Genomic DNA, 17159 nt, shown 5'->3' with positions numbered 1-17159 from the left:
CAACCGCATGGACCGACTGCAACACAGCAACCGCGGTGCTGACAAAGCCCGTTACCAGGAGGCGACCGTCGCGATTCCGCCGATCAGCCAAGCACCGCGCCGGGGGCACCGGAGAGGTCCTGGTCCTGCGACCAGGACGCGTTTAACGCTCTTCCCAAAACCTGATCGAGTGAAGTCACGGAAGTCAGTTCGTACTTTCACGGGCTGTATCGGGACGTGGACGGCACACCTTGAGAGGCAGACGGCATGAGTAACGCAACGGCCCATCGGTGACACCCCGATGGCTGCGTACAGGACCGCGAATGCCGAACGAGCACCGGCGTGCCGTCCTTACGCCCCGGGGCTTGGTGAATAAGGTCGCCCGGATCCACCCACCGCCCGGATCGAGGGTTGCCATGAAGCCGTCCATCTGCCTGTGCATGATCGTCAAGAACGAGGCGAAGGTCATCCAGCGCTGCCTCGCCCCGGTCCGGGATCTCATCGACACCTGGGTGATCTCCGACACCGGCTCGACCGACGGAACACAGCAGCTGATCCGCACCGCACTCGACGGCATCCCGGGCGAACTCCACGAGGAACCCTGGGTGAACTTCGGCCACAACCGGACGCTGAACATCAAGCACGCCCACGGCAGGGCCGACTATCTACTGCTCCTCGACGCCGACCTGGTGATTGCCAGGAACGGCCCGCTGCCCCGGCTGACCGCCGACTCCTACATGCTGCGACACCTGGGCGACCCCGAGTACCGGATCAAGCGCCTCGTCCGCGGTGACATGGCCTGGCGGTACGAGGGCGTCACCCACGAGTACCTCACCGCCGACCGGCATCACAGCCAGGAGAACCTCGACGCGCTCGTCATCCACGACTTCCACGACGGCGGTTCACGGCACGACAAGTTCGAGCGCGACGCCCGGCTGCTCGGCGCCGAGCTGAAACGCGACCCCTCCAACGCCCGTACGGTCTTCTACCTCGCCCAGACCATGCGCGACCTGGGCCGCACGGAGCGGGCGACCGACCTCTACGAGCGACGCGCGCGGATGGGCGGCTGGAACGAGGAGGTCTACTACGCGCTCCTCCAGGCCGGCATCCTCAGGGCCGAGGCCGACGACTGGCCGGCCGCGATGGACACCCTCTCCCGCGCCTGGGAGGTCCGCCCGCAGCGGCTCGAAGCCTGCTACGAACTCGCCTCGCGGCTGCGCGCCCTGGGCCGCCACCACACCGCGTACGCCTTCCTCCGCCCGGTTCTCGACCGGGAACAGCCGGACGACCTGCTGTTCATGCAGCCGTGGGTGTACCGCTGGGGGCTGCTCTTCGAGTTCTCGATCGCCGCCTACTGGGTCGGGGACGACGAGGGCTCGCTCCGCGCCTGCGACCGTCTGCTGGCGATGCCGGACCTGCCCGACGCGCACCGTCGGCAGACCCTCGCCAACCGGGAGTTCGCCGTGCAGCGACTGACCGCGCGCGATACGTCATCGGCCTCCGCCCCGGCCGCCCCGGTGCTCGCGTCCGCCGCGGCGGGCCGTTGACCGGTACGGCGCAGGAGCGCCCCCGGCCCTGCCGAAAGGCGGACCGGGGGCGCTCCCGTGTGTCGTGCGTGAGCGGCTACGCGGCGACCGGCACCCGCTCCGGCTCGGTGTCGCGCACCTCGTCGCCGTCGACCGGGGAGGACGAGGCCGAGTTGTACGCGTCGAGGTCGAGGATCTTCTCGCGGGCCGAGACGATCACCGGAACCAGCGCCTGACCCGCCACGTTCGTGGCCGTCCTCATCATGTCCAGGATCGGGTCGATGGCCATGAGCAGACCGACGCCCTCCAGCGGGAGGCCCAGCGTCGACAGGGTGAGGGTCAGCATGACCGTGGCACCGGTGAGACCGGCGGTGGCCGCCGAACCGATCACCGAGACGAACGCGATCAGGATGTAGTCACCGACACCCAGCTGCACGTCGAAGATCTGCGCGATGAAGATCGCCGCCAGCGCCGGGTAGATCGCGGCGCAGCCGTCCATCTTGGTGGTGGCGCCGAACGGGACGGAGAAGGAGGCGTACTCCTTCGGGACGCCGAGGCGCTCGGTGACCTTCTGGGTGACCGGCATGGTGCCGACCGAGGAGCGGGAGACGAAGGCCAGCTGGATCGCCGGCCAGGCGCCCTTGAAGAACTGCACCGGGCTGAGCTTGGCGACGGTGGCGAGCAGCAGCGGGTACACACCGAACAGCACCAGGGCGCAGCCGATGTAGACGTCGGCGGTGAACGTCGCGTACTTGCCGATCAGGTCCCAGCCGTAGTCGGCGATCGCGTAGCCGATGAGGCCGACGGTGCCGATGGGGGCGAGGCGGATGACCCACCACAGGGCCTTCTGGAGGAGCTCCAGGACGGACTCGCTGAGGGTGAGGATCGGCTGGGCCTTCTCGCCGAGCTGGAGCGCGGCGATACCGGCGACGGCGGCCATGAAGACGATCTGGAGCACGTTCAGCTCGGTGAACGGCGTGATCACGTTGTCCGGGATGATGCCGGTCAGGAAGTCGAGCCAGGAGCCCGCGTGCTCCGGCAGCTTGCCGTCCTTCGGCGTGAGGCCCGTACCGGAGCCCGGGTTGGTGATCAGGCCGATCGCGAGGCCGATGGCGACCGCGATCAGCGAGGTGATCATGAACCAGAGCAGGGTGCGGGTGGCCAGCCGGGCGGCGTTGTTGACCTTGCGCAGGTTGGTGATCGACACCAGGATCGCGAAGAAGACGAGGGGCGCGACGGCCAGCTTCAGCAGCTGGACGAAGATGTGGCCGACCTTGTCGAGCGTGGTGTAGAGCCAGCCGATGTCGTACGTACGCGTGAGCCAGCCGAGTACGACACCGAGGACGAGACCGGCGACTATCTGGGCCCAGAACGGGACCTTGGGTATACGGAAACCGGAGCCGGACGGACTGTCGGCAGCGGTGGACGCGGGGTTCGCGGACACGGACACACTCCAGATGTGACGCATCGGGGCGCACGGGGACGACTGTGCGGGGGACGGGGGTGCGGCGCCCGCGTCAGGGGCGGCGCCGCTGCATGGTGCCGTTCAGACGTTGCGGCAACAGACCGCGGACATACAGCGGCAGAGATCGACATGCAGGCGCTCCACGAGCGGGACGCTCGCGGCGAATCGATGGCGCACTGCTGTCTTCATGTCGAACACGTTAACACTTGAACTTTGAGAAGCTCAAAGCTCTTCTTTGACCCCGGCTCGCCGGCGAGACCGCCGCCATCACACCCCGGTCCGCCCCGGATCCCTGCGGGAACGACAAAACCCCAGTACAGGAGCGGCCGCTCCGGCGCTGGGGTTTCGAACGAAAACTGTGCGGGTGTGAGGAAGCTTACGTAGTCCTTACGCAGCCCTCACGCCGTCGCCACCGTCACGGGGTGACGTGGTCCTCGCGGGTGCGGTTCGCCTCAAGGCGCCCCTTGGCCCGGTCGACCGTGGACACGATCTGCTCGGACATCTCGTCGCGCTGCTTGCGCAGCAGCACATAGCTGAGCGGCGCGGACAGGACCAGGGCGAGCAGAATCACCCAGACGATATTGGAGCCGTTCGTCCCGGAGGGCAGCAGGCCGAAGTGAACGGCCACGGCTGCGACGGCGAAGCAGCCGACGAAGATACTGAGGCGCATCGCGGTGTACCGAATCGTCGCGCTCGGCTTGGCAGCGGACACAGTTGGCCTCTCTCTCAACGTATGACGGTCCTTCGATCCTGCCCGACCAGTGAAGCATGCCCCGGAATCGATCAGTTCGGAGGGCTCCGCCAAAGGAGGCGGACGCGGCTCAGTGCCCGAGCGGCAGCAGCATGATGATGTCGTCGCGGTCGTCCCCGTCGGCCACCCGGATCGCGTCGGGCACCCGCCCGACCTCCTTGTATCCGCACGAGGCGTAGAACCGGTCGACACCGGTGCCGCCGCGGCAGGTGAGCCGGACGGCCTCGATCCCGTCGATCCCGCGGGCCGCCCGCGCGGCGGCGTCCATCAGATCGCGCCCGTACCCCTTGCCCTGATGGCGGGGGTGGACCATCACCGTGTAGAGCCAGAGCCAGTGGATCATCAGCCGGTGGGCGTTGAGGGCGAGGAAGGCCGTGGCCGCGACGGCACCCTCCTCGTCGCGTCCGATCAGCAGGCGGGTGCGCCCCTCGGCCATGGCCACCAGATGCTTGACCAGCTCGGGCCGTACGTCGTCGGTCGTGACGGGCGGCACGAAGCCGACCGCGCCGCCCGCGTTGGAGACATCGGTCCACAGCTCGACGATGCCGTCCCGCAGTGCGCGGTCGAACGTGGGGTCCAACTCGAATGTAAGTGCCATAGGTGCAGATTAACTATTACCGACCCGTGGCCTCAAACCATGTCCAGCACGCGAGAAAGCCCCGGCCTGAGGCCGGGGCTCCCGTACAACCGGACTGCTGACGACGCGCGGGTCAGACGCGCATCGGCTGCGGCGACTCGCGCCGCCCGGCGTCCGGGCCCGGGTACTCGCGGATGATCTCGTACCTGGTGTTGCGCTCTACGGGCCGGAAGCCCGCGTCGCGGATCAGGTCCAGCAGATCCTCGCGGCCGAGCTTGTTCGGCGTGCCGTAGTTGTCCGCGTCGTGCGTGATCTTGTACTCGACGACCGAGCCGTCCATGTCGTCCGCACCGTGCTGGAGCGCGAGCTGGGCGGTCTGCACACCGTGCATCACCCAGAAGACCTTGACGTGCGGGACGTTGTCGAAGAGCAGCCGCGAGACCGCGAAGGTCTTCAGCGCCTCGGCGCCGGTCGCCATCGTCGTCCGCGCCTGGAGCCTGTTGCGGACCTTGCCGTCCTTCATGTCCACGAAGTCGTGCTGGTAGCGCAGCGGGATGAAGACCTGGAAGCCGCCGGTCTCGTCCTGGAGCTCACGCAGCCGCAGCACGTGGTCGACGCGGTGCCGGGGCTCCTCGATGTGCCCGTACAGCATGGTCGCCGGGGTCTTGAGCCCCTTCTCGTGCGCCAGGCGGTGGATGCGCGACCAGTCCTCCCAGTGGGTGGCGTGGTCCACGATGTGCTGGCGGACCTCCCAGTCGAAGATCTCCGCGCCGCCGCCGGTCAGCGACTCCAGACCGGCCTCGATCAGCTCGTCCAGGATCTCGGAGGCCGAGAGCCCGGAGATGGTCTCGAAGTGGTGGATCTCGGTGGCGGTGAACGCCTTGAGGGAGACCTGCGGCAGGGCTTCCTTCAGCGCGCTCAGCGAGCGCGGGTAGTAACGCCACGGCAGGGTGGGGTGCAGCCCGTTGACGATGTGCAGCTCGGTGAGGTTCTCGCCCTCCATCGCCTTGGCGAGGCGGACGGCCTCCTCGATGCGCATGGTGTACGCGTCCTTCTCGCCCGGCTTGCGCTGGAACGAGCAGTAGGCGCACGACGCGGTGCACACATTGGTCATGTTGAGGTGCCGGTTGACGTTGAAGTGCACGACGTCACCGTTCTTGCGCGTGCGCACCTCGTGGGCGAGGCCGCCGAGCCAGGCCAGGTCGTCCGACTCGTAGAGGGCGATGCCGTCCTCACGGGTCAGCCGCTCCCCTGCGCGGACCTTCTCCTCCAGCTCGCGCTTGAGCCCGACGTCCATGCGGCTGCCTCCCAGTTGTCGACGTGCAGTGCGTTTCCCGGTGACAGGTGATACCGGGCGAAACCCCCGGTCACCCGGGGGCTCCACCACGTTACGCCTACGACTCGTCGGGAAGTTCCCCGACCCGGTTCTCCCACTTGGTGGAGAGCACGATCGTGGTACGGGTGCGCGAGACGCCCCTCGTGCCGCTGAGCCGGCGGATGGTCTTCTCCAGGCCGTCCACGTCACCGACGCGCACCTTGAGCATGTACGAGTCGTCGCCCGCGATGAACCAGGCGTCCTCGATCTCCGCGAGGTCCTTCAGCCGGCGCGCCACGTCCTCGTGATCGGCCGCGTCGGAGAGCGAGATGCCGATCAGGGCCGTGACCCCGAGCCCCAGGGACGCGGCGTCGACGGTGGCGCGGTAGCCGGTGATGACACCGGCGGTTTCCAGCCGGTTGATGCGGTCGGTGACGCTGGGCCCGGAGAGCCCCACGAGCCGTCCCAGCTCGGCGTACGAGGCCCTGCCGTTCTCCCTGAGGGCCTGAATGAGCTGCCTGTCCACCGCGTCCATGTGACTGAAACCTTCCATTGTTCAGCAGTATCGCGAGTCTACGTGTAGAATCTAAGGCATGCGGGCTTCGTCGCCTGCAAATCTTTCCGAACATCCAAAAAATGCTTTCGAATCTTCAGGAGTGAGAACACCGTGTACACGATCGAGATGGCCTACGCCCGGATGCGCGAGCTGCAGGACCTGGCCAACCGCTCGCGTGCCCACCAGCCCGCCGCCGCGCACCGGGTCGACCGGACCCGCAAGCCGCGCGCCATGAAGAAGCGCTGACCACAGACTCAGCCACGGGAGTCGCGGGAGCCGCCACCGAGCTCTCCCTCCCACCGGCGGTACAGGTCGTGCGGCACGCCCGCCGCGTCCAGTACCCGCCCGGCGACGAAGTCCACCAGATCCTGGATGTGCGTCGCCCCCGCGTAGAACGCCGGAGAGGCGGGCAGCACCACGGCGCCCGCCTCGTCCAGGCTCACCAGATGCTTCAGCGTCTGCCCGTTCAGCGGAGTCTCCCGCACCGCGACGACCAGCTTCCGCCGCTCCTTGAGCGTCACGCTCGCGGCCCGCTGGAGCAGATCCTTCGAGAGCCCGAGCGCCACCCCGGCCACACAGGCCGTCGAGGCCGGGACGATCAGCATCCCCTTCGCCGGGTACGAGCCCGAGGAAGGTCCCGCTCCGAGATCACCGGCCGCCCAGTGCCGTACGCCCTCGACGTCCACGTCGAAGGTGTGCGGCTTGCCGTCCGCCCCGCGCGCCAGCCAGCTGCGCAGATCCTCCTGCCAGTGCCCGTCGCGGAACGCGATCCCGGTCTCGTCCAGCAGCGTCAGCCGCGAGGCCCGGCTCACCACCAGATCGACGCTCTCCCCCGCGGCCAGCAGGCCGCGCAGTACCGCGGCGGCGAATGGGGTGCCCGAAGCGCCTGAAACCCCGACAATCCAAGGCTGCCGCTGGTGCTGACTCACTGAAGTCCCGGAATCCACACTCCTGAGCCTATCCGGCGGTACGAAACCGGAACCGAGTACGGTGCCTCGGGCGTTCCAGGGGTGGGAACAGGGACGACAGGGGACGGCAGGGGGGCACGATGGCCGCGTCTTCGGATCGATCCGCACCGGCGTGGAGTGCGGGCGGCCGCGCGAAGACCGCGGCCAAGGTGATGCTGGGCTGGGTCGCGTTCCTCTGGCTGCTCGAAGTCGTCGACGCCTCGACCGGCCACTCGCTGGACACGTTCGGAATAGAGCCCCGCCGGGCCGGCGAGCTGCTGGACGTGGTGCCCGCGTCCTTCATCCACTTCGGATTCGGCCATGTCGCCTCCAACAGCGTGCCGCTGCTGGTCTTCGGCTTCCTGGCGGCGCTGAGCGGCGTCCGCAGATTCGCCGCCGTGGCCGCGATGATCATCGTGGTCGACGGGCTCGGCGTCTGGCTGGTCTCCCCGGACGGTTCCAACACGGCGGGCGCGTCCGGGCTGGTCTTCGGCCTCTTCGGCTATCTGCTCGTCCGGGGGTTCGTCGACCGCAGAGTGCTGGACATCGCCGCCGGTCTGGTGGTCGGCGCGATATGGGGCTCGTCGATCATGGTGGGGCTCTCCCCCGCCAACACCTCGGTCAGCTGGCAGGGCCATCTGTTCGGGCTGGCGGCGGGCGTGGTGGCGGCGTTCGTCTTCCGCCGCCCCCCGCGCGGCCGGAGCACGATGCCGCCTGCCCGGCCGCTCATACCGTAGAGCGCGTTGGGCCGCTCATGGCGTAGGGCCTGCCCGGCCGGTCATGGCGTAGGGACTGCCCGGCCGGTCATGTGACTTTCTGACCGGCCGCACGTCGGTTCGGATACGGGCCGGGGGATCCGGCGCATCGGGAGTGGTCGCTTCCGGAGCCGCGTCTGCCGCCGTCGGGCAGCCGTCCTCTTCCGACTCCACCCATGATCCCCGGACGGATCCCGTGGCGTCCGGGTCAGCCCTCGCCCTGACCGGCGCTCCCCATCGGGCCGACCTTCACCGGGGAGCCGGAGCCGTCCGTGGCGGGCAGCGTGGCGGCGCCCGGCCATTCGAGGGAGAACGACTTCGTCTCGTCCGGCGGGGTCACCACCAGGGCCGTGATGCGGACGCCGGAGCCGCCCGACTTGTTGAGCGGGTAGTTGATGCCGAAGTACACCGACTTCCCGTCCTTGAGGGTCATCGGGGTGGCCTTCTCACCGGTACGCTCCGCGGACAGCGACCCCGCGCTGGTCTTCAGGTCGACGCCCGCGTACCCGGAGAGCACGCAGTCCCGGCCGCCGCCGTTCTTGAACTCCACCGCGACGGTGCCCTCGGTGTCGCCGTCGATGGTGCTGTCCGACGCGGTGATGTCCAGGTCGTCGGTGCGGCACTTGCCGACCTTGCCGTTCGCGTCGGAGCCGGTCCCGGCGGCCGTGCCCTGCCCGCCGGACCCCTTCCCGGCGGAGTCCTTCCCGCCGTCCTGGTCCGAACCGCCCGAGCCCGAACCGCCGCTCGCGGAAGACGCGCTGGACACGGACGACGGGGCGACCTGTCCCAGGTCGTCCTCGCCGTCCTGGCAGGCCGTGAGCGAGAGACCGGCGACAACGGCCAGGGCTGCGAAGGTGAGCTTGCGTACGCGCATCGTTTCTTCCTCAGTGTCGGTGGGGGGTGTCGGCCGCTCGGCACGGTCGGTACGAGCGAGCGTTTCTGATCACCAAGAGCCGCCCGGCCCGGCAAGGCGTTCCGCCCAACCACCCGCTAATACACCCCTGTTACACGCACAGCCGGGCACAACGCGCACCACCACCGGACACACCCCGCCCGCACCCGCCCCCCTGCCGCACCCGCTCCCTGCCGCCGTCCGGCAAGGGAAACAGGGGCCGGACACGGCGCGCCGCACCGCGGCGGGGCACTCCGCCGACCGGCCGGGAGGACGGTTCCCACCACCCTTCCGCACCTGTCGACGCCCGCAGCCCGCTGGGACGGACCCGTGACGCGGCGGTCCTTGACCACAGCAGGTGACATGCCTCCTCAACCCGCCTCGCCCGCGCCCGGGGCAGCCGCCCGTCGAGGATGAGGTCCTGGATCCGCCGGACACGACCCCGGGCAGGCTCAGAGGCTGTCGGGTGACCTCCAATCGGGCAGCCACGGTCTGGCACGCACGCTTTCCGATCGGAGGTCACCCGACAGCCGCTCAGACGGTCAGGCCCCGCACCAGCAGATCCAGCAGCGCACACGCGAACAGGGCGATCCCGATGAACCCGTTGACCGAGAAGAACGCCCGGTTCAGCCGGGACAGATCGTGCGGCCGCACCACCTGGTGCTCGTACACGAACGCGACGGCGACGATCACCATGCCGATCCAGTAGAACAGCCCGGCCTCCGTGGCCAGCCCGAACCAGACCAGCAGCCCGGTCGTCACCGCATGGCAGACCCGCGCGCCCCACAGCGCGGCCGGGATGCCGAACCGGGCCGGCACCGAGAGCACCCCGTGCGCCCGGTCCGCCTGGACGTCCTGGCAGCCGAAGATCAGGTCGAAGCCGCCGATCCAGATCCCGACCGCGAGGCCGAGGATCACCGCGTCCCACGACCAGCTGCCGGTCACCGCGAGCCAGGCACCGATCGGCCCTATGGCCTGCGCGATACCGAGGATGGCGTGCGGGTAGTGGGTGAACCGCTTCCCGTACGGATAGACCACCATCGGCACGACGGCGGCCGGCGCGAGCGCCAGACAGAGCGGGTTCAGCAGCGCGGCGGCGCCGAGGAAGACGACGACGGCGACCAGCGCCCCCGTCCACGCCGACTTCACCGAGACCGCCCCGGTGACCAGCTCCCGGCTCGCGGTGCGCGGGTTACGGGCGTCGATCTCCCGGTCGATGATCCGGTTGCAGGCCATCGCGAACGTCCGCAGCCCCACCATCGCGACCGTGACGAGCAGCAGGGTGCCCCAGTGTATGGACTTGTCCGCCTGGAACATCGCGGTCAGGGCGGCGATGTAAGCGAAGGGCAGCGCGAAGACCGAGTGCTCGATCATCACGAGCCGCAGGAACGCCTTGACCTTGCTGTTCGGATGTAGGGGCCCTGAGCCCAGTGCTGCTTCGGCGGCGCTCACAGTCCGTATTCCTTCCAACGGCGGTCGACCTTCGCCGCCGTCTCCGGGTCGGACTCGACCATGTCCGGCCAGCCCCCGTCCCGGGTGTAGCCCTCCTCGGGCCACTTCTTCGTCGCGTCGATGCCCGCCTTGCCGCCCCAGAACTGCTGGTAGGAGGCATGGTCGAGATGGTCGACGGGACCCTCGGTGACCGTCAGGTCGCGCGCGTAGTCCGTATTGCCGAGGGCCCGCCACGCCACCTCGTGCAGATCGTGGACATCGCAGTCGGAGTCCACGACCACGATCAGCTTGGTCAGCGACATCATGTGCGCACCCCAGATCGCGCTCATCACCTTCTGGGCGTGCTTCGGGTACTTCTTGTCGATCGAGACGATCGCGCAGTTGTGGAAGCCGCCCGCCTCCGGCAGGTGGTAGTCCACGATGTCCGGCACGATGATCTTGAGGAGCGGCAGGAAGAACCGCTCGGTGGCGCGTCCCAGCGGCCCGTCCTCGGTCGGCGGCCGGCCCACCACGATCGACTGGAGCAGCGGACGCTTCCGCATGGTCACGCAGTCGATGGTCAGTGCGGGGAACGGTTCCTGCGGCGTGTAGAAGCCGGTGTGGTCGCCGAACGGCCCCTCGGGAAGCATCTCCCCGGGTTCCAGCCACCCCTCGATGACCACTTCCGCCTGCGCCGGTACCTGGAGCGGCACGGTCTTGCAGTCGACCATCTCGATCCGCTTGCCCTGGATGAACCCGGCGAAGAGGTACTCGTCGATGTCCCCCGGCAGCGGCGCGGTGGAGGCGTACGTCACCGCGGGCGGCGCGCCGAACGCGATGGCGACCGGCAGCCGCTCGCCGCGCTTGGCGGCGACCTGGTAGTGGTTGCGGCTGTCCTTGTGGATCTGCCAGTGCATCCCGATGGTGCGGCGGTCGTGGCGCTGGAGCCGGTACAGCCCCAGGTTCCGCACGCCGGTCTCCGGGTGCTTGGTGTGCGTCAGTCCCAGGTTGAAGAAGGAGCCGCCGTCCTCGGGCCAGGTGAAGAGCGCGGGCAGCAGGTCCAGGTCCACGTCGTCGCCGGTGAGGACGACCTCCTGCACCGGGGCGCTCTCCTGCTTCACCTTCTTCGGCGGCACGTGCACCATCGAGCCGAGCTTGCCGAAGGCCTCCCGAACCCCGACGAAGCCGTGCGGCAGCTCCGGCTTGAGCAGCCCGCCGATCTTGTCGCTGATGTCGGCGTAGGACTTCAGCCCGAGCGCCTTGAGCAGCCGCTTGTCGGTCCCGAAGACATTCATGGCCAGGGGCATCGAGGACCCCTTGACGTTCTCGAAGAGCAGCGCGGGGCCGCCCGCCTTGTTCACCCGGTCGACGATCTCGCCGACCTCCAGGTAGGGGTCGACCTCGGCCTTGATGCGCTTGAGCTCGCCCTCGCGCTCCAGGGCCCGGAGGAGGGAACGAAGATCGTCGTAAGCCATGCCGTCCAGTTTGTCATCCCCGCCCGCCGCGGCCGCCGGGGCTCCCCCACCCCGCCCCGGGCCCCGCCCTCGCACACCCGGAATCAGGCGGCCCCGCCCGCTCGCCGCCGGTTCACCCCGCTCGCCGTGATATGTCACGGACACCGGCTACTCTGGGCCCGAACCGGGGCGGGACAAGCCCCGCCAACTCTCCGCAGGGGGACCTTTCCATCATGTTCCGGGCCCTGATCTATCTCCTGCCTCTGGCACTGACGATCTACGCGTTCATCGACTGCCTGAACACCCCCGAGGACGAGGCCAAGCACCTGCCGAAGATCGCCTGGGTCTTCATCATCCTGCTGTTCTGGATCGTCGGCCCGATCGTCTGGCTGGCCGCGGGCAAGATGCGCCACGCGCCCGCCGGAGGCCGTACGCCGTCCGAATGGCACCGCAATCACCGCTCGCAGTGGGTGGCACCGGACGACAACCCGGAGTTCCTGAAGGCGCTGAAGGACGAGAACAAGAAGGACGAGTCGCTCCTCAAGGACTGGGAGGCGGATCTGCGCCGCCGCGAGGAGGAGCTGAAGCGCCGCGAGAGCGGGGAGAGCCCGAGCCCCTCGGGCGAGTAGCCCCCGGGCCAGGACACATGAACGACGCCACCATGCTCGCCACCGCCCTCGCCGAGGCCCGCACCGGTCTCGCCGAGGGCGGTGTGCCCATCGGTGCGGCCCTCTACGGACCGGACGGCACCCTGCTCGGCCGGGGCCGCAACCGCCGCGTCCAGGACGGTGATCCGTCCCTGCACGCGGAGACGGCGGCCTTCCGCGCGGCCGGGCGGCAGCGCTCGTACCGCGGTACGACGATGGTGACGACGCTCTCCCCGTGCTGGTACTGCAGCGGCCTCGTTCGGCAGTTCGGGATCTCGCGGGTGGTGATCGGCGAGGCGCGGACGTTCCGCGGCGGGCACGACTGGCTGGCCCGGCACGGAGTGGAGATCGTGCTGCTCGACGACGCCGAATGCGTGACGCTCATGCGGGACTTCGTGCGCGACCACCCCGCCCTCTGGAACGAGGACATCGGCGCCGGCTGATCCACCACCCCGCACCGCCTCACCCCACCCCGCCCCCAACTATCGTTCGAAATTCCTCTCCTCTCTCCAACACCCGGGCGATACGCTTGTGTTGACGGTGTGACAGATCGGATGGAGCGTCGACGCTGGGGGTGCTGTGGAGAGAGAGCTGTACGGGCGCGAGGCGATCTTCGGCAACGACGGACTTGCGGCGCGCCTGACCGGCCTCACTCCGTACGGCTCCGCCCGGGTCGTCTACGAGCACCGCGACGATCCGCCGGTCGCCGTGCTGACCGGCGGCCGGGGCATGGGCAAGACGGCCGTCCTCAAGCAACTGCGCCATCTGTACCGGGAGATCACCCCGGTCGCCCTCGTCGACTGCGAGGCCGTCGTGGCCCCCGAGGACGCGGGGCCCGGCTGGACCCCGGTCACCGGCGCACTGCCGGAGCTCGCCACCCAGCTGACGGCCAAGGTGCACGCCGCGCGTCCGGTGCAGTTCCCCCGGCTGAGCCTCGGACTCGTGGCGGTCGCCTCCATCTCCTGGACCCGCGAGGACGAGACGCGGGCGCGGCGGGACCTGCAGTCGCTCGGTCCGATGCTGGCGACCGTCGACGGCCGCGGGGACGCGGCGACCGGCTGGGTCACCAAGGTGCTGACGAAGCTGGCCGCCAGCGCCTTCGACTCGGTGGCCCCGATGGCCGGGATGATCGCGGAGGCCACGGTCGAAACGGTCCTGGAGGAATCGTTCAGCCGCTTCCAGCGCCGATCGGCGGACTGGTACGGCAGCTATCCGCACGCGGGCGGCAACGGCCGGATCGGGCTGCGGCAGCTGGCGGTCGACTTCGAGCGCGGCGGCGATCTGCGCCGCCGGGCCGAGGACCATCTGGTGCTCGCGCTGGCCGCGGACCTGGTCGCGGCCTACGGGGGCCTGGCCTGGGGCGCCCGCCGGGGCCGCCCGGTGCTGCTCGTCGACAACGCGCACACACCGCTGGGCCGACAGCTGCTGGAGCCGCTGCTGCGGCAGCGGGCCGCCGGGGTACGCGACCGGATCGCGGTGTTCGCCTCCTCGCGGGTCCGGGACCACGAGGGGCTGAGCCATGCGGTGCGCCGACGGCTCCCGGAGGTGGCGCACGGCTCGCACTGGTCCAGGGGCACGGGGGTGACGTCCGGGATCCTGGCCGTGGAGCTGACTCCGCTCAACCCGGAGCAGGTGCGGTCGGCGTTCGACCGGCACGACCGGGCGGGCCGCATCCCGGCCGGACTGGCCCGTGGGGTGCACCGGCTGACGGGCGGGCGTCCGCTGGCGGTGGAGCTGCTGGCGCTGGCGGCGGGCGAGGCGCCGGAGCCCGCGTCGCTGGTGCCGGGATCGCTGCTGGACTGCACGGTGGAGGTGCGCGAGGACCGGGCGCCCGCGCAGGTGGCGGACGAGCTGCTGGCGCGGCTGCTGCCGGGGCCCGAGCAGCGGCTGGACTTCCTCGGCGTGCTGGCCGCCGCGCACGGCGAGGACTCGGCGCGGCTGCTGGCGGAGAGCCGGCTGGGCCGGGGGTCGCCGGACGGCGATGTGGCGCTGCGGATGCGCGATGCGCTGCGGGCGGAGGACTGGCCGGTCGGGCCCGGCCACTTCGTCGCCGATCCGCTGCTGCGGTCGTTGCTGCTGCACCGCCTGCGGTTCCAGGACGGCGACCATCCGTCCTACGCGGTGTGGCAGGCGGTGCATGTCTCGCTGCGCGGGGCGTACGGCCCCGGCGGCCGCCGCCCCAGCGTCCCGCATCTGCTGCACCAGAAGCTGGTGCTGGGCGACGCGGAGGCGTGCGTGGGGCATCTGCGGCTGCGGTTCGACGAACCGGACGTGGCGGGGTGGCTCGACTCGCTGCGCTTCATCGCCTCGGCACCGTACCCGCGTACGCGCGGATCCGTCGGCCCCGACCGGCGGCGCGCGGTCGCGCTCGGCCGGGCGGACAACGCGGTGCCGAGAGGGCTCGAAACGTCGGCCGCGGAGCTCCATGTGCAGCTGCGCCGACTGCTGCACGGCGTATGGCTGCTGTCCGATCCGCTGGCCCTGCCGGACGAAGAGGTGATCGACAAGATGGCGCACGAACTGCGACAACTGTCCGGCAGGCATCCGACGGGCAACAGCGTGCTGTGGGACGCGGCGACGCACTGGCCGCGGGACATCAGGGCCTGGCGTCCGCTGTCCATGCCACCGGGAGAACCGGGCGCGGGCGGCAGCGGGCCGGGGCCACGACGGGGGAACGGTGACCCGGATGCGTAATCCACTGCGCTACCGCCTCTGGTACACGGCACGGCAGAAGGTCGTCACCTCGGTTGTGGTCGCCGCCCTGGTGATCACGTCCGGCTGGTACGGCATCGGCCGGCTCACCGCCCCCGAGGACCGCTCCTGCGCGAAAGGGGTCGAGCGGCCGCAGGGCAGTGACGAGTGCATCGGCGTCTCCGGCGACGGCTACGACTTCGGGCGGTCGAAGCTGACCGAGGTGGCCGCGGCCATCGCCCGGGAGAACGACACCCTGAAGCCCGGCCGGTACGCGACGGTCGCGCTGCTGCTGCCGCTGACGTCGACGGACGAGGCGATGCAGACGAAGATGCAGCGCGAGCTGCAGGGCGCGTTCGCCGAGCAGTACCGGGCCAACCACCTCTCCAACGAGCAGGTGCCGCAGATCCGGCTGGTGCTCGCCAACACCGGGAAGAACAACCTGCTGTGGCGGCCGGCGGTGGAGCGGCTGAAGAAGATGACCGGGGCCCCGGACAACCTGCGGGCCGTGTCCGGGGTCGCCACCAGCAGTACGCAGGTCAAGTCGGCGGTCAAGGAGCTGACCGCCGCGCACATCGCGGTCGTCGGCACCACGATCACGGCCGACGACATCGCCAACGGCGCGAAGGGCGATCCGTTCCCCGGCCTGGCACGGGTGTCGCCGACCAACCGGGACGAGGCGCGCGCCCTGGCCCACTTCGGGCAGGTCAAGAAGGACAAGGCGCTGCTGGTGCAGGACACCCGTACCGGGGACCACTACACGGACACGCTGCGGGCGGCCTTCACCTCGCTGGTGAAGGGCACCCGGTACCAGCCGGAGCTGTTCACCTCGCGCAGCGACCCCAACGACGAGGGCACCACGGCCAACACCTTCCAGCAGATCACGCATCTGATCTGCGACACGGACGCGGAGACGGTGTTCTTCGCCGGACGCCACGTCCAGCTGCGGCAGTTCATCAACGCGCTCGGGGCCCGCGGCTGCCAGAGCCGCGCGTTCACGATCCTGACCGGCGACGAGGGCTCGTACCTCGGCAGCGACAAGAAGCTCGACCGGGGCGCGCTGCGCCGGAAGGTGACCGTCCGCTACGCCTCGCTGGCGCACCCGGACGCCTGGGCGGCGACGGGGAAGGGCCGGGCGGCCACGGGCGGTTCCGCGGCGGACTACCGCGCCTTCCTGGATCTGCTGGCCACGGTGTCGAGGAAGCCCGCGGGCCCGATCGGTCCGACCGACCACCAGGCGCTGACCGACGGCCAGGTGATCATCGCGCACGACGCGATGACGCTGGCGGTGCAGGCCGTCCGGCAGGCGACCCCGGAGGGCAAGGGGCTGCCGCAGCTCGCGGACGTGGGCGAGCAGTGGCCGCGGGTGAAGGGCTCGCTGCGGGTGTCGGGGGCCAGTGGCTGGATCTGCCTGGACAACCACGGCAACCCGTACAACAAGGCGGTTCCGGTGGTGGAGCTGGCGCCCGAGGACGCCAGTCAGCGGTTCGTGTCGATCGCCTGGCCGGAGGGCACGCCGCCGGACGAGAAGTGCCTGCTGCCGTCCGCGGCGCCGTGACGCCGTGACGCCGCTTCAGAGGCTGTCGGGCGACCTCTGATCGCCCGACAGCCTCTCACCGCTCGGCCGCCACGTACTCCTCACGCAGCCCGGCCCACCGGACCGGGGTCCACTTCGACCAGTCGGCGGGATATCCGTCGAGCGCGTCCACGAGGTAGCGGAAGTGGTCGTGCCAGCCCGCCAGGCAGTCGAGGCGCAGCTCGTCGTCGCCGCGGAACTCGTTGGTGAACCGCAGCAGCACATGGTCGCCGCGCGGGGGCTCCAGGTGGAAGCGGATGCGGCCGTGGAGTCCTTCGAGGGTGTATTCGGCGACCCGCTCGATGTCCCAGGCGGTGACGGTGCCGGGGGCGACCGTGGCCCGGCCCTCCTGGTCGGTATTGAGCCAGCGGAGGGTGATCGCTCCGCCCATGCGCGGTTCGAAGGGGTCGGCGGCGGCGAGCCAGCCGGACAGCCCCCCGGAACTGGCAACGGCTGCCCACACCCGCGGAACGGGGTGGGGCAGCCGTAGCGTGAACCTCAGGGTGTGCAGGTCACCATGGGTTTCGCTGGTGCCGGGCTCGATGACGGGGGTCGCATCGGTCATGGTTCCAGCGTGGCCCGGTGGTGCGGGATCCG

General features: G+C 70.0%; 17 protein-coding genes. 7 read left to right on the top strand and 10 right to left on the bottom strand.

Annotated features, from left to right (window positions below; translation table 11 throughout):
* Positions 1-395: 395 nt before the first annotated feature.
* On the top strand, positions 396-1526 hold the full coding sequence (locus tag ACFVX4_RS12325; protein WP_389975063.1) for a glycosyltransferase: 1131 nt from the start codon (positions 396-398) through the stop codon (positions 1524-1526).
* A 76-nt stretch (positions 1527-1602) separates the two neighbouring features.
* On the opposite strand, the gene ACFVX4_RS12320 is transcribed toward ACFVX4_RS12325, so the two are convergent.
* From ACFVX4_RS12320 to ACFVX4_RS12300, 5 genes are all read right to left on the bottom strand, one after another.
* A complete protein-coding gene (locus tag ACFVX4_RS12320) occupies positions 1603-2949 on the bottom strand; it encodes a dicarboxylate/amino acid:cation symporter (RefSeq protein WP_389975060.1) in 1347 nt (448 codons plus the stop codon).
* 436 nt (positions 2950-3385) lie between these two features.
* Positions 3386-3640: a DUF4229 domain-containing protein gene (locus ACFVX4_RS12315; protein ID WP_389975057.1), complete on the bottom strand. Its 255-nt coding sequence runs from the start codon at positions 3638-3640 to the stop codon at positions 3386-3388.
* Between the two features lie 151 nt (positions 3641-3791).
* Positions 3792-4319 carry a GNAT family N-acetyltransferase gene (locus tag ACFVX4_RS12310; protein WP_389975055.1) on the bottom strand — a complete coding sequence of 176 codons (528 nt, stop codon included), beginning with the start codon at positions 4317-4319 and terminating at the stop codon, positions 3792-3794.
* Positions 4320-4431: 112 nt separating this feature from the next.
* Entirely contained in the window at positions 4432-5595 is a 1164-nt protein-coding gene (mqnE, locus tag ACFVX4_RS12305) for an aminofutalosine synthase MqnE (RefSeq protein WP_266418005.1), read from the bottom strand.
* 97 nt (positions 5596-5692) lie between these two features.
* Complete coding sequence (locus tag ACFVX4_RS12300; RefSeq protein WP_266418001.1) at positions 5693-6148, bottom strand: Lrp/AsnC family transcriptional regulator; 456 nt, start codon at positions 6146-6148, stop codon at positions 5693-5695.
* A gap of 132 nt (positions 6149-6280) precedes the next feature.
* On the opposite strand from ACFVX4_RS12300, the gene ACFVX4_RS12295 reads away from it, so the two are divergent.
* Positions 6281-6415 carry a hypothetical protein gene (locus ACFVX4_RS12295; RefSeq protein WP_256260259.1) on the top strand — a complete coding sequence of 45 codons (135 nt, stop codon included), beginning with the start codon at positions 6281-6283 and terminating at the stop codon, positions 6413-6415.
* An 8-nt stretch (positions 6416-6423) separates the two neighbouring features.
* Here ACFVX4_RS12295 and ACFVX4_RS12290 read toward each other — a convergent pair whose 3' ends face one another.
* Positions 6424-7098, bottom strand: coding sequence for a UbiX family flavin prenyltransferase (locus ACFVX4_RS12290; RefSeq protein ID WP_389975050.1), 675 nt, complete (start codon positions 7096-7098; stop codon positions 6424-6426).
* Positions 7099-7217: 119 nt separating this feature from the next.
* Between ACFVX4_RS12290 and ACFVX4_RS12285 the strand changes: the two genes are divergently transcribed.
* The gene (locus ACFVX4_RS12285; protein ID WP_389975047.1) at positions 7218-7853 is read left to right on the top strand and encodes a rhomboid family intramembrane serine protease; all 636 of its coding nucleotides are present in this window, start codon (positions 7218-7220) and stop codon (positions 7851-7853) included.
* A gap of 226 nt (positions 7854-8079) precedes the next feature.
* On the opposite strand, the gene ACFVX4_RS12280 is transcribed toward ACFVX4_RS12285, so the two are convergent.
* The 3 genes from ACFVX4_RS12280 to ACFVX4_RS12270 form a co-directional block, all read right to left on the bottom strand.
* The gene (locus tag ACFVX4_RS12280; RefSeq protein WP_389975044.1) at positions 8080-8745 is read right to left on the bottom strand and encodes a DUF4232 domain-containing protein; all 666 of its coding nucleotides are present in this window, start codon (positions 8743-8745) and stop codon (positions 8080-8082) included.
* Between the two features lie 552 nt (positions 8746-9297).
* The gene (gene mqnP, locus ACFVX4_RS12275; RefSeq protein WP_389975041.1) at positions 9298-10215 is read right to left on the bottom strand and encodes a menaquinone biosynthesis prenyltransferase MqnP; all 918 of its coding nucleotides are present in this window, start codon (positions 10213-10215) and stop codon (positions 9298-9300) included.
* Positions 10212-11669, bottom strand: a complete 1458-nt coding sequence (locus ACFVX4_RS12270) for a menaquinone biosynthesis decarboxylase (protein WP_266417983.1) — start codon at positions 11667-11669, stop codon at positions 10212-10214. Before ACFVX4_RS12270 ends, mqnP begins: the two co-directional genes overlap by 4 nt.
* Positions 11670-11881: 212 nt before the next feature.
* Here ACFVX4_RS12270 and ACFVX4_RS12265 point away from each other — a divergent pair, with 212 nt between their 5' ends.
* The 4 genes from ACFVX4_RS12265 (at position 11882) to ACFVX4_RS12250 (ending at position 16544) form a co-directional block, all read left to right on the top strand.
* Complete coding sequence (locus ACFVX4_RS12265) at positions 11882-12277, top strand: PLD nuclease N-terminal domain-containing protein (RefSeq protein ID WP_266417979.1); 396 nt, start codon at positions 11882-11884, stop codon at positions 12275-12277.
* A gap of 17 nt (positions 12278-12294) precedes the next feature.
* Complete coding sequence (locus tag ACFVX4_RS12260; protein WP_389975037.1) at positions 12295-12738, top strand: nucleoside deaminase; 444 nt, start codon at positions 12295-12297, stop codon at positions 12736-12738.
* Between the two features lie 136 nt (positions 12739-12874).
* Positions 12875-14989, top strand: coding sequence for a hypothetical protein (locus ACFVX4_RS12255; protein WP_389975034.1), 2115 nt, complete (start codon positions 12875-12877; stop codon positions 14987-14989).
* Positions 14982-16544: a hypothetical protein gene (locus ACFVX4_RS12250; RefSeq protein ID WP_389975031.1), complete on the top strand. Its 1563-nt coding sequence runs from the start codon at positions 14982-14984 to the stop codon at positions 16542-16544. The genes ACFVX4_RS12255 and ACFVX4_RS12250 overlap by 8 nt, the downstream gene beginning before the upstream one ends.
* A 55-nt stretch (positions 16545-16599) precedes the next feature.
* Here the strand turns inward: ACFVX4_RS12250 and ACFVX4_RS12245 are convergent, their stop codons facing one another.
* Entirely contained in the window at positions 16600-17127 is a 528-nt protein-coding gene (locus ACFVX4_RS12245) for a hypothetical protein (RefSeq protein ID WP_389975028.1), read from the bottom strand.
* Positions 17128-17159 lie beyond the last annotated feature (32 nt).

This window comes from Streptomyces sp. NPDC058240 (assembly GCF_042882135.1).
GTDB lineage: Bacteria > Actinomycetota > Actinomycetes > Streptomycetales > Streptomycetaceae > Streptomyces.
This window is presented reverse-complemented; position numbering and strand designations above follow the sequence as displayed.